Annotated in this window: 9 protein-coding genes; 5 read left to right on the top strand and 4 right to left on the bottom strand. The window is 65.8% G+C overall.

Annotated elements, in window-relative coordinates; genetic code table 11:
• Positions 1-45: 45 nt before the first annotated feature.
• Both rpoC and rpoB read right to left on the bottom strand, forming a co-directional pair.
• Positions 46-4,332 (bottom strand): DNA-directed RNA polymerase subunit beta', encoded by a 4,287-nt coding sequence (rpoC, locus tag IE122_RS09050; RefSeq protein ID WP_189620842.1) that lies wholly within the window; start codon positions 4,330-4,332, stop codon positions 46-48.
• A gap of 153 nt (positions 4,333-4,485) precedes the next feature.
• The gene (rpoB, locus tag IE122_RS09045) at positions 4,486-8,646 is read right to left on the bottom strand and encodes a DNA-directed RNA polymerase subunit beta (RefSeq protein ID WP_189620841.1); all 4,161 of its coding nucleotides are present in this window, start codon (positions 8,644-8,646) and stop codon (positions 4,486-4,488) included.
• Between the two features lie 553 nt (positions 8,647-9,199).
• Here rpoB and IE122_RS09040 point away from each other — a divergent pair.
• Both IE122_RS09040 and IE122_RS09035 read left to right on the top strand, forming a co-directional pair.
• Positions 9,200-10,351, top strand: a complete 1,152-nt coding sequence (locus IE122_RS09040) for a hypothetical protein (RefSeq protein WP_189620840.1) — start codon at positions 9,200-9,202, stop codon at positions 10,349-10,351.
• Positions 10,352-10,484: 133 nt separating this feature from the next.
• Complete coding sequence (locus tag IE122_RS09035; RefSeq protein ID WP_189620839.1) at positions 10,485-11,135, top strand: hypothetical protein; 651 nt, start codon at positions 10,485-10,487, stop codon at positions 11,133-11,135.
• Here the strand turns inward: IE122_RS09035 and IE122_RS09030 are convergent.
• Positions 11,123-12,628: a glycosyltransferase family 39 protein gene (locus IE122_RS09030; protein ID WP_189620838.1), complete on the bottom strand. Its 1,506-nt coding sequence runs from the start codon at positions 12,626-12,628 to the stop codon at positions 11,123-11,125. The genes IE122_RS09035 and IE122_RS09030 overlap by 13 nt on opposite strands.
• A gap of 408 nt (positions 12,629-13,036) precedes the next feature.
• On the opposite strand from IE122_RS09030, the gene rplJ reads away from it, so the two are divergent.
• Together rplJ and rplL are read left to right on the top strand one after the other, a co-directional pair.
• Positions 13,037-13,552 carry a 50S ribosomal protein L10 gene (gene rplJ / locus IE122_RS09025; protein WP_189620837.1) on the top strand — a complete coding sequence of 172 codons (516 nt, stop codon included), beginning with the start codon at positions 13,037-13,039 and terminating at the stop codon, positions 13,550-13,552.
• An 87-nt stretch (positions 13,553-13,639) separates the two neighbouring features.
• Positions 13,640-14,014, top strand: coding sequence for a 50S ribosomal protein L7/L12 (gene rplL / locus IE122_RS09020; RefSeq protein WP_189620836.1), 375 nt, complete (start codon positions 13,640-13,642; stop codon positions 14,012-14,014).
• A 92-nt stretch (positions 14,015-14,106) separates the two neighbouring features.
• On the opposite strand, the gene IE122_RS09015 is transcribed toward rplL, so the two are convergent.
• Positions 14,107-14,577, bottom strand: coding sequence for a c-type cytochrome (locus IE122_RS09015; protein ID WP_189620835.1), 471 nt, complete (start codon positions 14,575-14,577; stop codon positions 14,107-14,109).
• Between the two features lie 225 nt (positions 14,578-14,802).
• Here IE122_RS09015 and IE122_RS09010 point away from each other — a divergent pair, with 225 nt between their 5' ends.
• Positions 14,803-16,152: an MATE family efflux transporter gene (locus tag IE122_RS09010; RefSeq protein WP_189620965.1), complete on the top strand. Its 1,350-nt coding sequence runs from the start codon at positions 14,803-14,805 to the stop codon at positions 16,150-16,152.
• Positions 16,153-16,168 lie beyond the last annotated feature (16 nt).

Raw genomic sequence — 16,168 nt, 5'->3', positions numbered from 1 at the left:
TCCGGCGGGGCTTTTTATTCTTGCCCGGATGGGGACGACGAAGGCTTAAGCCTCGTCTTCGCCCTGGATCAGGTAGTCGCCGGCGTCGGCGTCAGTGCCGTGGGTTTCCCCTTCGACTGCCGCCAGCGCATCGTCGCCAAGGTCATCAGCAGGATCGCGCCGCAGTTCGGCGGCGTGTTCCGCTGCCGCGCTTTCAGGCGCGATCAGCGATTCCTGCAGCTTGCGGTAGGAAGCACGCAGCGCGGCGTCGCGGCTCGACGCGGTGACGCGGACGCGGTTCATGCCCGCACCGGTCCCCGCCGGGATCAGACGGCCGACGATGACGTTTTCCTTCAGACCGATCAGCGAGTCCTTCTTCCCTTCGACCGCCGCCTGCGTCAGCACGCGGGTGGTTTCCTGGAACGAAGCGGCCGAGATGAACGAACGGGTCTGCAGCGAGGCCTTGGTGATGCCTAGCAGCACCGGCTTGCCTTCGGCGCGGCGCATGCCGTCCGCGAGCTTGCCGTTGATCTCGTTCATTTCCTCGTAATCGACCTGCTCGCCCGGCAGCAGCGTGGTATCGCCGCCGTCGGTGATCTCGACCTTCTGCAGCATCTGGCGAACGATCACCTCGATGTGCTTGTCGTTGATCTTCACGCCCTGGAGACGGTAGACTTCCTGAATTTCCGCCACCAGGTATTCCGCCAGCGCCTCGACGCCGAGGACTTCCAGAATGTCGTGCGGATCCGGCGAACCGGAGATCAGGTTGTCGCCCTTCTTGACGTAGTCGCCTTCCTGGACGTCGATCACGCGGCTCTTGGGGATCAGGTACTCGATCGGCTCACCCTCTTCCGGGATGATCGCGATCTTGCGCTTGGCCTTGTAGTCGCGGACGAACTCGATCCGGCCGGAAACCTTGGCGATGATCGAATTGTCCTTGGGCTTGCGGGCTTCGAACAGTTCGGCAACGCGCGGCAGACCGCCGGTGATGTCGCGGGTCTTGGCGGCTTCGCGGCTGGCGCGGGCGATGATGTCGCCCGCTTCGACCGTCTGGCCATCCTCGACCGACAGGGTGGTGCCGGGTGCCATCATGTAGCGCGCGGCCTCGCCCGATCCGGCATCCAGAAGGGTGATGCGCGGACGCAGGTCTTCCTTCTTCTTCGAACGGTTCGACGAACGGTCTTCCGTCACCACGCGGCTGGTCATGCCGGTGGCGTCGTCGACATGCTCGGTCAGCGTGCGGGTGTCGATCAGGTCCTGATACTTCACCACACCCGAGGTTTCGGTGATAATCGGCAGGGTGAACGGGTCCCACTCGGCCAGGCGTTCGCCTTCCTTCACCGCCGCGCCGTCGGTGTGCAGCAGCACGGTACCGTAAGGCACGCGGTGAAGCGCGCGCTCACGACCTTCGCTGTCAAGCACCACGACCTCGCCGTTGCGGGCGAGCGACAGGCGACGGCCGCGCTTGTCGACGATGGTCGGAATGTCGCGATACTGGACCGAACCTTCGCAGATCGCTTCGAGGTGGCTGGTTTCGTTGAGCTGAGCCGCACCACCGATGTGGAAGGTACGCATGGTCAACTGGGTGCCCGGTTCACCGATCGACTGGGCGGCGATGACGCCGACCGCTTCACCGATGTTGACCGGGGTACCGCGGGCCAGATCGCGGCCATAGCAGGTGGCACAAACCCCCTGCTCCGCTTCGCAGACCAGCGGCGAGCGGATGCGCGCAGCCTGGAGGCCGGTGGCTTCGATCGCCGCCACGGCAGGTTCGTCAAGAAGCTGACCCTTGGCCGCGACGACCTGGCCTTCCTTGTTGACGATGTCCTCGGCCAGGGTCCGGCCCAGGATACGCTCGGCAAGCGAGGCGATGACCGAACCGCCCTGCACGATCGCGCGCATTTCCAGCGCACGCTCGGTGCCGCAATCGTCGATGACGACCACGCAGTCCTGCGACACGTCGACCAGACGGCGGGTCAGGTAACCCGAGTTCGCCGTCTTGAGCGCGGTGTCGGCCAGACCCTTGCGGGCACCGTGAGTGGAGTTGAAGTATTCAAGGACGGTCAGACCTTCCTTGAAGTTCGAGATGATCGGCGTCTCGATGATCTCGCCCGAAGGCTTGGCCATCAGCCCGCGCATACCCGCCAACTGCTTCATCTGCGCCGGGCTGCCGCGGGCGCCCGAGTGGCTCATCATGTAGATCGAGTTGATCGGCTTCTGACGGCCGGTCTCCGGGTCGATCGGCGAGGCCTTGATCTCGTCCATCATGGCGTTCGCGACCTGGTCGCCGCAACGGCTCCAGGCGTCGATCACCTTGTTGTACTTTTCCTGCTGGGTGATCAGGCCGTCCTGGTACTGCTGTTCGTAATCAGCCACCAGTTCCTTGGTCTCGTTGACCAGCGCGTCCTTCGAATCCGGGATGATCATGTCATCCTTGCCGAAGGAAATGCCCGCCTTGAACGCGTTACGGAAGCCCAGCGCCATGATCGCATCGGCGAACAGCACCGTGTCCTTCTGGCCGGTGTGGCGATAGACCTGATCGATGACGTCGCCGATTTCCTTCTTCGTCAGCACCTTGTTGATGACGTCGAAAGGCACGGTGTGGCTCTTGGGCAGGCATTCGCCGATCAGCATGCGGCCCGGCGTGGTTTCGAACCGCTTCATGTACTGATCGCCGTTCTCGTCGGTCTGCGGCACGCGGGCCTCGATCTTCGAGTGCAGCGTGACCGCGCCGGTGAACAGCGCCTGGTGCACTTCGGCCATGTCGGCGAACTTCATGCCCTCGCCCGGCTCGCCGGTGCGATCCAGCGAGAGGTAGTAGAGGCCCAGCACCATGTCCTGCGAAGGCACGATGATCGGCTTGCCGTTGGCGGGCGACAGGATGTTGTTGGTCGACATCATCAGCACGCGCGCTTCAAGCTGGGCTTCCAGCGAAAGCGGTACGTGGACGGCCATCTGGTCACCGTCGAAGTCGGCGTTGAAGGCCGAGCAGACCAGCGGGTGAAGCTGGATCGCCTTGCCTTCGATCAGCACGGGTTCGAACGCCTGGATGCCCAGACGGTGCAGCGTCGGCGCGCGGTTCAGCATGACCGGGTGTTCGCGGATCACTTCGTCCAGGATATCCCAGACTTCCTTGCGTTCCTTCTCGACCCACTTCTTGGCCTGCTTGAGGGTCATCGACAGACCCTTGGCATCGAGCCGCGCGTAGATGAACGGCTTGAACAGTTCGAGCGCCATCTTCTTGGGCAGGCCGCACTGGTGCAGCTTGAGCTCCGGCCCGGTGACGATGACCGAACGGCCCGAATAGTCGACGCGCTTGCCGAGCAGGTTCTGACGGAAGCGGCCCTGCTTGCCCTTGAGCATGTCGGACAGCGACTTGAGCGGGCGCTTGTTAGCACCGGTGATCACCCGGCCGCGACGGCCGTTGTCGAACAGTGCGTCGACCGCTTCCTGAAGCATGCGCTTTTCGTTGCGCACGATGATATCGGGCGCGCGCAGTTCGATCAGGCGCTTCAGGCGGTTGTTGCGGTTGATGACGCGGCGATAGAGGTCGTTGAGGTCGGACGTCGCGAAGCGGCCGCCGTCCAGCGGCACCAGCGGGCGCAGTTCCGGCGGAATGACCGGCACCACATCGAGGATCATCCATTCCGGACGGTTGCCCGAATCGATGAACGATTCCACGACCTTGAGCCGCTTGATGATCTTCTTCGGTTTCAATTCCGACTTGGTGGTCGCCAGGTCTTCGAGCAGATCGACCTTTTCCTGTTCGAGGTCGAGGCTCATCAGCATCTGCTTGACCGCTTCGGCACCGATCCCGGCCGAGAAGGCGTCTTCGCCATACTCGTCCTGCGCGTCCAGCATCTCGTCTTCGGTGAGGAGCTGATACTTTTCGAGCGGGGTCAGGCCCGGCTCGATGACGATGTAGCTTTCGAAGTACAGGACGCGCTCAAGCTGCTTGAGCTGCATGTCCAGCAGCAGGCCGATGCGCGAAGGCAGCGACTTGAGGAACCAGATGTGCGCGACCGGCGCGGCCAGTTCGATGTGGCCCATGCGCTCGCGGCGCACCTTGGTCACAGTCACTTCGACGCCGCACTTCTCGCAGACGACGCCCTTGTACTTCATGCGCTTGTACTTGCCGCAAAGGCACTCGTAGTCCTTCACCGGGCCGAAGATGCGCGCGCAGAACAGGCCGTCACGCTCGGGCTTGAACGTGCGGTAGTTGATCGTCTCCGGCTTCTTGATCTCGCCGAAGGACCACGAACGGATGCGCTCGGGCGAGGCAAGGCCGATCTGGATCTGGTCGAAGGTTTCGGGCTTCGCCATCTGGTTGGTGAACTTGGTCAGGTCGTTCATATTTCGCTCCGGTCCCCCTCCCGCTTGCGGGAGGGGCTAGGGGAGGGCTTGTTCTGTCACCGGGGAGACGGGCTTGCCCTAACAGGCCCTCCCCCGGCCCCTCCCGCAAGCGGGAGGGGAGAATGCGGTGCCCGGGTGAACCGGGCCGGCTGGCTACTCCGCCGCGATCGCGATGCCGTCGTCGTCCTCGTCGGTGTCGAGCGAGGAGAGTTCGACGTTGAGGCCCAGCGAGCGCATTTCCTTGACGAGCACGTTGAAGCTCTCGGGAATGCCGGCCTCGAAGGTGTCGTCGCCCTTGACGATCGCTTCGTAGACCTTGGTGCGGCCGACCACGTCGTCCGATTTCACCGTCAGCATTTCCTGCAAGGTATAGGCGGCGCCGTAGGCCTGGAGGGCCCAGACCTCCATTTCGCCGAAGCGCTGGCCACCGAACTGCGCCTTGCCGCCCAGCGGCTGCTGGGTGACGAGCGAGTAGGGCCCGATCGAACGCGCGTGGATCTTGTCGTCGACCAGGTGGTGGAGCTTGAGCATGTAGATGATGCCCACGGTCACCTTGCGGTCGAACGCCTCGCCGCTGCGGCCGTCATACAGGGTCGACTGGCCCGACTTGTCGAGACCGGCCAGTTCCAGCATCGCCGCAACGTCCGCTTCCACCGCGCCGTCGAACACCGGGGTGCCCATCGGCACGCCGTTGACCACGTTGTTGGCCAGTTCGAGCAGGCTTTCGGTATCGCGCCCGGCGATATCGGCCGAGTAGTGATCGCCGTAGATCGTCTGCAACCGCTCGCGCACCGCCTCGGGCGGCGCTGCCGCTTCGGGGTTCGGGTTGGCGTGACGCCAGTCTTCCAGCGCCTGCTTGACCTGCTGGCCCAAACCGCGCGCGGCCCAGCCCAGGTGGGTTTCGAAGATCTGGCCGACGTTCATGCGCGAAGGCACGCCCAGCGGGTTGAGCACGAGATCGACCGGGGTGCCGTCCTCCAGGAACGGCATGTCCTCGACCGGCAGGATGCGGCTGATGACGCCCTTGTTGCCGTGACGGCCGGCCATCTTGTCGCCCGGCTGCAGCTTGCGCTTCACCGCCACGAAGACCTTGACCATCTTGAGCACGCCGGGGGCCAGCTCGTCGCCGCGCTCCAGCTTTTCCTTGCGGTCCTCGAACTTCTCGCTGATCGCCTTGACGGTCGCGTCGTACTGCGCCTTCACCGCTTCGAGCTGACCCTGCATGTGGTCGTCCGCCACGGCGAACTTCCACCATTCGTGACGCTCGACCTCGGCCAGCACGTCCTCGTCGATTTCCACGCCCTTCTTCACGCCCTTGGGAGCAGACGCGGCGGTCTGGCCGATCAGCATATCCTTAAGGCGGTTGTACGTGGCGCGGTTGAGGATCGCACGTTCGTCCTCACGGTCCTTGGCGAGGCGTTCGATTTCCTCGTTCTGGATCGCGCGGGTACGGTCGTCGATCTCGATGCCGTGGCGGTTGAACACGCGCACATCGACGATGGTGCCCGAAACGCCAGGCGGCAGGCGCAGCGAGGTGTCGCGCACATCGCTCGCCTTTTCGCCGAAGATCGCGCGCAGCAGCTTTTCTTCCGGCGTCATCGGGCTTTCGCCCTTGGGCGTGATCTTGCCGACCAGGATGTCGCCCGGGTGCACTTCGGCACCGATGTAGACGATGCCCGCCTCGTCGAGGTTGCGCAGGGCTTCCTCGCCGACGTTCGGGATGTCACGGGTAATGTCTTCCGGCCCCAGCTTGGTATCGCGGGCCATGACCTCGAACTCGTCGATGTGGATCGAGGTGAAGACGTCGTCCTTCACGATCCGCTCGGAGATGAGGATGGAGTCTTCGTAGTTGTAGCCGTTCCACGGCATGAACGCGACGAGGCTGTTGCGGCCCAGTGCCAGTTCGCCCAGTTCGGTGGACGGGCCGTCGGCGATGATGTCGCCGGCCTTGACCACGTCACCCACCTTCACCAGCGGACGCTGGTTGATGCAGGTCGACTGGTTCGAACGCTCGAACTTCTGCAGGCGGTAGATATCGACGCCCGACTTGCCGGGTTCGATATCGCCGCTGGCGCGGATGACGATACGGGTGGCATCGACCTGGTCGACCACGCCGCCGCGCAGGGAGGAGATCGCCGCGCCCGAATCGCGCGCCACGGTCTCTTCCATGCCGGTGCCCACGAACGGCGCGTCGGCCTTGACCAACGGCACCGCCTGGCGCTGCATGTTCGAGCCCATCAGCGCGCGGTTGGCGTCATCGTTTTCCAGGAACGGGATCAGCGACGCGGCGACCGAGACGAGCTGCTTGGGCGAAACGTCCATCAGCGTGATCTGCTCGCGCGGGCTCATCACGAATTCGCCGTTCTGGCGAGCCGAGACCAGTTCTTCCACGAAGGAGCCGTCATCGTTCGTCGCGGCCGAAGCCTGCGCGACGGTGTGCTTCTGCTCTTCCATGGCCGACAGGTAGACCACGTCCTTGGTCACCTTGCCGTCGATCACCTTGCGGTACGGCGTCTCGATGAAGCCGTACTTGTTGACGCGGGCAAAGGTGGACAGCGAGTTGATCAGACCGATGTTCGGGCCTTCCGGCGTTTCGATCGGGCAGATGCGGCCGTAGTGGGTCGGGTGAACGTCGCGGACTTCGAAGCCGGCGCGCTCACGGGTGAGACCGCCCGGCCCGAGCGCCGAAACGCGGCGCTTGTGCGTGACTTCGGACAGCGGGTTGGTCTGGTCCATGAACTGCGAGAGCTGCGAAGAACCGAAGAACTCGCGAACGGCGGCCACGGCGGGCTTGGCGTTGATGAGGTCGTTCGGCATCACGGTCGACACGTCGACCGAGCTCATGCGCTCCTTGACCGCGCGCTCCATGCGCAGCAGCCCGACGCGGTACTGGTTTTCGAGCAGCTCGCCCACCGAACGCACGCGGCGGTTGCCGAGGTTGTCGATGTCGTCGATCTCGCCCTTGCCGTCCTTCAGGCCGACCAGCTCCTTGACCACGGCAAGGATGTCCTCGACGCGCAGCGTGGTCACGGTGTCTTCGGCATCAAGGCCAAGGCGCATGTTCAGCTTGACGCGGCCCACGGCCGACAGGTCGTAGCGGTCGCCATCGAAGAACAGGCCGTCGAACAGCGATTCAGCGGTTTCCTTCGTCGGCGGCTCGCCCGGGCGCATGACCTTGTAGATCGCCTCAAGGCCCATGTCGCGGTTTTCGGCCTTGTCGGCCTTCATGGTGTTGCGGATCCACGGGCCGATGTTGACATCGTCGATGTCGAGCAGGTCGATCTGGTCGATCCCGGCCTGGTCCAGCGCCTCAAGGTTCTCGGGGCTGACTTCGTCGCCCGCTTCGATCCAGATGCGGCCGGTCGTCTCGTCGATCAGGTCCTTGGCGGAGAAGCGGCCGAAGATTTCCTCGGTCGGGATCAGCAGTTCCTCAAGACCGTCCTTCTGCGCCTTGTTGGCGGCGCGCGGGCTGATCTTGTGACCGGCACCGAACACGACCTCGCCCGACTTGGCATCGACCACGTCGAACGCCGGCTTGGCACCGCGCCACTGCTCGGGGGTGTACGGCAGACGCCAGCCACCCTCGCCGCGCTTCCAGGTCACGGTCTGGTAGAAATAGTCGAGGATCTGCTCGCTATCGAGGCCCAGCGCATAGAGCAGCGCGGTGACCGGGAGCTTGCGCTTGCGGTCGATACGGACGTTGACGATGTCCTTGGCGTCGAACTCGAAGTCCAGCCAGGAGCCGCGATAGGGGATCACGCGCGCGGCGAACAGGAACTTGCCCGAAGCGTGCGTCTTGCCGCGATCGTGATCGAACAGCACGCCCGGCGAACGGTGCATCTGCGAAACGATCACGCGCTCGGTGCCGTTGATGAAGAAAGTGCCGTTTTCCGTCATCAGGGGCATGTCGCCCATGTAGACGTCCTGCTCCTTGATATCGAGGACGGAGCGGGTTTCGGTCTCGGCGTCCACCTCGAACACGATCAGGCGCAGCGTCACCTTCATCGGCGCGGCATACGTGATGCCGCGCTGGCGGCATTCGGTCACGTCGTACTTGGGCTCTTCCAGTTCGTAATGGACGAAGTCCAGCTCGCTGGTGCCCGCGAAATCGCGGACCGGGAAAACCGAGCGCAAGGTCTTTTCGAGGCCCGAAACGTAACCCGTTGCCGGGTCGGAGCGCAGGAACTGTTCGTAGCTCTCGCGCTGCACCTCGATGAGGTTGGGCATCTGGACGACTTCGTGAATATCGCCGAAGATCTTGCGGATCCGCTTCTTGGCCGAACGGCCGGCGGGATCGAGGGGCTTGGTCGCCATGGAGTGGTCTTGCCTCTTCGCTTCTCAAAGGCCGATTCGCAGGAAAGCGAACGCGGCCGGACATTTTCTGTCGCGAGGACTGCCGGCAGCCCCGAAACGGGGACGAGCCGGCGTCATCCGCAACGCGAAAAGGCCGCTTTTGCGCGCACAATCCCTCACCTGAGATCTATGCGGCCAGCAGCCTTACACGTCGGATGAACCCGATACCGTTTCCTTCCCGGGCAAGTCCCCGCGCATGGACCCGCCTTGCTCGAAACGGTCGAGCGAGGGGCGCATATAGGGGGTGGGGTTATTGGTGTCAATCAGCGGAGCCGGCTTGCACCGGCACCAAATGAAGCGTGCACTTGAGCACAATAGACCATTCAAAACTGATTCTTGCGCTGAATGCCTGATGAACAAACTGAAAGCTGTTCATCTGACCGAAATGTTACCCAATACGATTGACGAGAAGCCAAGTAACCGATTCAACAACTCGTCCCTTCGATGCGCACGACTTGTCGGATATTCGCCCCTCTCGGCGTGACTTCATCGCGTTTCGCGCTTTGCTTGGCGTATGACACACGCACCCGCCCCTCGCTCGCCCCGCGCCCTTACGGCGATTGCCGCCGTTCTCGCGCTTGGTTCCACCCCGCTGCTGATCGGTACCGCATCGGCGCAGGAAGCCGCGCCGCTGGACATCGCTCCCAGCGCCCCGGCCCCCGCCGCCCAGCCGGCTCCCGCAGCCCAGCCATCCGCTACCGCGCCTGCTGCGCCGGTGACGATGTCCGCGCCTGTCACGCAGCCGACGATCGTCCTGCCCGACGTGAGCCAGCCGGTATCCGCCGTCCCGACGGTCTCTGCGCCGTCTCCGGAAGCCGCAGCCCCCACGCCCAAGCCCGCTGCCGCTGCCGAACCGCGCGCCAGCCGCCCGGCAGCGCGTACTGTCGCCGCACCAGCCGCAGCCCGTGCTGAGCCCACTGCCCCGGCCGCCGCGCCTGCACCGGTCGCCGATCCGGCCCCCAGCGCTGCGCGTGACGCGACGCCCGTCGCTGGCCCGGCTCCGTTCGAGGCTCCCGCCCAGCAGACGGCTCCGGAGCAGCCTGTCCCTTCGAGCGCCGACGCGTCGGAAGAAACCGCCGTGATTGTCGCCGGGATTGGCCTGCTCGCCGTGCTCGGCATCGGTGGTGCGGCTTATGCGATGACCCGCCGCCGCCGCATCGAAGACGAGCCGCTGACCCGCGAGGACGTCGCTCCTTACGAGCCGGTCGCGCGCGAACCCGCGCCGGTCGCCTCGACTCCGGCGCATAACATGCGCGTCGAACGCGATGTCTTTGCCGCCCGCGAACGTGCCGCCGCGTTCGCCGCCCCCGCTGGTGCCAGCCTGACGGCCCCGGTTCTGGCCCCGGTTCTGGAACGCAGTGCCGCGACCGTTGCCGAAACGCGCCGCGATGCGATGCAGGGGCCGGTACCAATGGGTGAGGATCGCCAGGCCCTGCTCGACCAGATGGTCGCCGCCGAGCCCGATGCGCTGAACCCGTTCGGGTCGCGCAAGGCCCGCCTGCGCCGCGCCCGCCTGATCCTGCAGCATCGCGAGCATCTGCAAACGCAGGGCAAACCGTTCGACTGGCGCACGTATCGCCCGACGTCCGGCCAGCCGGCCGATCGCGAGCCCGCCGTTGCCCAGCCGTCCAGCGCGCTGCGCACCCCGGAGTTCGAGCCCGCCTGATTGGCTGACCTCCTTCCTCAACCCCTGATCGCGGGGCGGCAACGTGCAATTGCCGCCCCGCTTTTCTGTGCCCGGCCAAAGCCGCTTGCCCGCTCCCGTCGCGTGATGCACTCTTGGTGCGGGAAGGGGATCAATGTTGGGGAAAGTGCTGGCCTGTCTGGCGCTTGGCATGGCCTGCTGGCCGGCCATGGCGCACGCGGAAGCGGAAACCGATGCGTGGACGGGCGATATCGGCCTCTACAGCCGCTATCTGGACTATGACCTGTTCCCGCTCACCCCCGGCCCGGTCTTCCAGGGCGCGCTCTATTACCAGTTCAGCAAAGGGTGCCAGGGCATGGCGTGGGGCAGCCACGGCATAGAAAAGTCCACCGGCGGCGAACTGGACCTCGGTGTCTATTGCTCGCTGGAGGTCGCGGAGGTGACGGTGACCGCCGGCGCGCTGCGCTCGTTCCTGCGCCGCGTTCCCGACAGCACCACCGTGTCCTTCGGGCTTTCCCATGCGAATTTCGATGTGACAGCCGAACGCTATGTCATGCCCGGCCCGGACGGTACCCGCATCTATGGCGGATACACCGCGCAGCCGATGAACGGGCTGACGCTCTATCCGATGCTGGTCTATGAAACCGGGATGGGCCTGCCCGATCTGTTCGGTGGTGGCCTGCGCACCGAGCTCGACGTGGTGGAAGACGTGTCACTGTTCGCGCTCGCCCTGCTGCCGATCACCAAGGGCGATGGGGACACCCGCTCCAGCGAACTGGCGGTCGGCATTCGCTACAGTTTCTGACCGGGCGGGGGTTCGCGCGGGGCAGCGTTTGACGGCACCGGCACAGTGGATTGCCGGACATAGAGGTCCTGCACTTTCGATCCGATCGGTGCGCGCAGCGCCAGCCGATAGCGCCCGGCCAGCCCTTGCTTCAGCGCGGCGATGCTGCGCGGGTTCTCTTCGGTCCGGGGGGCCCGGTACATGACCACGAAGGCGGGGCCTGCCGCCATGATGCGGCGAACTTCGGCCACTGGATCGACCCCGATCGCGCGCCGCTCGTTCAGCCGCGTCAAATGGCTGGGATAGGCATAGCGGCTGAGCAGGCAGGCATGCGTTGCGGAATAGAGCGCGACCGGGCCTACGAACACATAGAGGCATCCCGTCGGCCGGGTGCCGATGATCCGCACAAACGGCGCAAGCTGGTGCCGCGTGCCATAACGCACCTGTGCCGTCCATGACAGGAAGGTTCCCACGATCAGCCCGAAGGCAATCGCGAAAAGGCCGGTCCACCGCGTCCGCCCTGCCACGTCGAACACCGGCGCGCCGCAGACGGCCAGCGGGGCCAGCAGCACCAGCGCATAGTGATCGTAATAGGTGCCGGTCACCACCACCCCGAACACCGCACTGCTCAGCCAGGCCAGCGGAACCAGCGCCGCCCCCGCCCGATCCTGCCGCAGCAGCACCGCGATGCCCGCGACCGCAGCCGCCGCCAGCGGCAGCGTCAGCGCGATCATTTGCGCCAGATCGGCCAGCACCGACGCGTTGGCGGCATCGTCGCGGGCAAAGAACGATGTGAAGTTGGCGAAGACGAAATCGTCCAGGTGCCCGCCCAGCGCATAGCCCGCCACCGCCAGCGCCGTCGGCAGCAGCGCCACGCCCGCCCATCCGGCGCTGATTGCCGCCCCGGCCACCAGCGACACCCGGCCGCGCAGGGCCCGCATCAGCAACAGACCCAAGCACAGCCCTTCGAACACGGCGCTGTACTTAACCTGCAGGGCCAGCCCCACCAGCAGCATCGCCAGCCCCCCGCGCAGGACGAGCGCCCGCGCCGTGGCCGCATCGAACGCCGCTTGCACCAGCAGCGCGGCGGCGGCGATGAACAGGTTGTAGAACACCGGCGATTGCCCGCCCTGCCCGCCCAGCAGTTGCAGGCTGGCCAGATAGGCCAGCGCGGCCAGCAGCGCCGCCTTGTCCGAGGCATGCCGACGCGCCAGCGCGCGGACCACCACGGCGGTCGCCGCCGCGAACAGCGTCGCCGCCACCTGATAGACCCACACGCCCTCGCCGATCCGCGCGAACATGGCATAGAGCGCGAACAGCCCCGGCGGCTTGCGGTCCCAGATGTCGACATAGGGCACCTGCCCGTCCCAGATGCGCTGGCCGACCAGCAGATAGAACTGCTCGTCCGTCAGCATCAGCGGGTTACCCAACTGCCAGCCCCGGATGGCAAACGCCGCCAGCACCAGGACCGCAACGGTGCGCAGGGAGCGCAGTCTGGCGATCCGGTCCGTCATCCTCGGCGCAGTGCGACGCCGCTTTCGCCACCGCAAGAAATTTGCGCGGCCGTCACGCAAGCACGCCTTCATGACCGCCCGCCTCACCACCCAGCTTGACTTATCCGCCCGATTTCGCCATTGGCCCGCCCCGAAAGGCACAGGATTCGTCCCGTGTCGTTCATCCGTCCGAGACAGTTGGTGCACGGGGTCCGCCCGCGCTTAATTTCCAGCCTAGACGGGGAACAGGAAATTTCCGGCAACGCGCCTCTCCTTTGAAGCGTGGTGCCACCCTCGCGTTTCGGCGCGAAACTCCTTCCCCATCGAACGGACTCGCCCGTTCCGGCATGCGCACTGCATGGCGGGGCGGACAATACGTAGCCGGTCGTGCGGGGCATGCCTCTCACGGCCATTGTGAAGGAGTAAGGCATGGATCGTTCGCAGAAAGCCGAATCGGTCGCTCAGCTCAACGCAACTTTCGGCGAGGCCGGCGCGGTGGTGATCACCCGCAACCTCGGCATGTCGGTGGCCCAGTCCACCGCCCTGCGCACGAAGATGCGGGACGCCGGCGCGACCTACAAGGTTGCGAAGAACCGTCTTGCCAAGCTTGCCATCGCGGATACCGACTATGCCGGTATCGGTGACTTCCTTATCGGCCCCACCGCGATCGCCACTTCGGTCGATCCGGTTGCCGCCGCCAAGGCCGTCGTCGAATTCGCCAAGACGACCGACAAGATCGAGATCGTCGGCGGCGCGATGGGCACGCAGGTTCTGACCCCCGAAGGTGTCAAGGCGCTCGCCTCGATGCCCTCACTCGACGAACTGCGCGCCAAGCTCATCGGTCTCGTCCAGGCTCCGGCCACGAAGATCGCCCAGCTCACGACTGCTCCGGCAGCGAAGCTGGCCCGCGTCTTCAACGCCTATGCCGAGAAGGACGCCGCCTGAGCGCAAGCAAAAGCATCGCGTTTCTAACGATTTATTCCGGCGCGTCGCATGAGGCGGCCGTCGGACCACAGATCAGGAGTTAAAATCATGGCCGATATCGCCAAGCTTGTTGAAGAACTGTCGCAACTGACCGTCCTCGAGGCCGCTGACCTCGCCAAGGCCCTCGAAGAAGCATGGGGCGTGAGCGCCGCTGCTGCTGTTGCCGTGGCTGCTGCCCCGGCCGGTGACGCCGCTGCCGCGGTTGAAGAGAAGACCGAATTCGACGTGATCCTCACCGGCGACGGTGGCAAGAAGATCCAGGTCATCAAGGAAGTCCGCGCCATCACCGGTCTGGGCCTCGCCGAAGCCAAGGCTCTCGTCGAAGGTGCCCCGAAGGCTGTCAAGGAAGGCATCAACAAGGCCGAAGCCGAAGACATCAAGAAGAAGATCGAAGAAGCCGGCGGTACCGTCGAGCTCAAGTAATCTTCTTCCGGTTTCGTCCGGTCGAAATTGGAAAGGGCGGCTCCGCGGGGCCGCCCTTTTCTTTTTGGGCGGCTACCGCCCCGGCCCTGCGCCTACTTCAGCGTCTCAAGATAATCGATGATCGCCGTGCGCGCCTCGGCGTTGGGGACCGAGATGACCATGCGGGTGCCGGGCACCATCTTCATCGGCCCTTGAAGCCAGGTGTCGAGCTTGGCGCGGTCCCAGACGATGCCCGAACTCTTCAGCGCCGGGCTGAAGTTGAAGCCGGGGACCTCGCCCGCCTTGCTGCCGACGATCGCGAACAGGGTCGGGCCGATGCCGTTCTTGCCGGCTTCCACAGCGTGGCACGATTTGCAGATGGCGAAGGCGGCGGGCGCTTCGCCGGTCGGGGCGGCCGCCGCAACCGGAGTGGCCGAAGCGGGCGCGGTATCGGCTGCCGGGGCCGGCGACGGCGCGGGCGAGGCGGCGGGGCTGGCGTTATCGTCCTGCGAACCCGATCCGCCGCAAGCGGCCAGCAGTGCCAGCGGGGCAAGGGCAAGAGCAGCGTTTCTTCTGGTCAACATCGAGCACTCCCTATGCAGTCCGGCAGCGTCGCGCGCGGCGAACGGTGACTGCGGCCATTGTTTCGGCGGGGGGCTGTTCCCCCTTGAACGGCCCGTCTGCGGCAATCCATGACCGCGATCAAGTGGCAGGCGTTTCCCCGCGCCCGGAAATGCTCTACCGCGCGGGCCATGTTGACCAGTGCCCCTCCTGCCGCGCGCGCGCCGGCCATGCCGCGCCCCGCCGGAATGCGCGGCGAACTGGCGGCTACCCTGCGACTGGCGGGGCCGCTGGTGCTGTCGAACCTGCTGCAGATGGCAGTCTATGCGACAGACGTCATCTTCCTCGCCCGGCTTGGCCAGCGCGATCTCGCGGCGTCGAGCCTGGGCGTCGCGGTGGTCATGCTGCTGATGATGGCGATCATCGGCGTGACCGGCGCAGTGGCCCCGCTGATCGCCGCCGAACTGGGCCGCCGCCTCCACTCGGTACGCGAAGTGCGCCGCTCGGCGCGGATGGGGCTGTGGCTGGCGGGAGCGATGGGCCTGATCGCGATAGCGCTGTGCCAGGGCGGCGAGACGCTCCTGCGGGCAACCGGGCAGCCCGCCGACCTGGCCGATCGCGCGGGCGGCTTCGTGGCGCTGCTGTCGCTTTCCCTGCCGATGATGGGCGCGGCGCAAGTCCTGCGCACCGTGGTCTCCGCGCTGGGCCGGCCGCACTACGCGATGCTGATCACCGCCTTCGCCATTCTGGTCAACGCGGCGGGCAATTACACTTTCATCTTCGGGCATTTCGGCTTCCCGGCGCTGGGCCTGCCGGGATCGGCGCTGGCCAGCATCCTGACCAGCGTGGTCATGGCCGGGGCCTATGTCGTCGCCATCCGCAGCGACCGGGTGCTGCGCCGCTATCACCTGTTCGGCCGTTTCTGGCGCGCCGAACCGGAGCGGCTGCGGCAGATGCTGGTACTGGGCGTGCCGATCGCGCTGACGCTGGTGGCCGAAGGCGGGCTGTTCAGCGGCGCGGCCTTCCTGATGGGGCGCATCGGCGAGGTGTCGCTCGCGGCGCACGCGATCGCCCTGCAGATCGCCTCGATCGCCTTCCAGGTGCCCTATGGCGTCGGTCAGGCGGCAACGATCCGCGTCGGCTATCACTTCGGCGCAGCGGATCGCGCCGCGATCGGCCGCGCCGGTGCGGCGGCGTTCCTCGTCAGCCTGTGCTTCAGCGTGCTGGCCACGGCGGCGATGTTCGCCGCCCCCCACGCCTTCCTGTCGGCGTATATCGACGTCGCCGATCCGGCCAATGCGCGGCTGGTGGCGCTGGCCACCGGGTTCCTGTTCATGGCGGCGGTGTTCCAGTTCTCGGACGGGCTGCAGGCGGTCGCCGCCGGTGCCCTACGCGGCCTGCAGGATACCCGCGTGCCGATGGCGATCGCGCTGGCGGGATACTGGCTGGGCGGGTTCGCCACCGCCTATGTATTGGGTTTCCACACCCGGCTGGCCGGGCTGGGGGTATGGATTGGGCTGGCGGTCGGCCTTACCATCGCCGCCGTGCTGCTGCTCGCGCGCTGGATCGGGCGCGGGCGGTTCAACCTCTTGCCCTGACCGGCACCGCCGCCGG

It is taken from the genome of Novosphingobium colocasiae (assembly GCF_014652555.1).
In the GTDB taxonomy this organism is placed as follows: Bacteria; Pseudomonadota; Alphaproteobacteria; order Sphingomonadales; family Sphingomonadaceae; genus Novosphingobium; species Novosphingobium colocasiae.
This window is presented reverse-complemented; position numbering and strand designations above follow the sequence as displayed.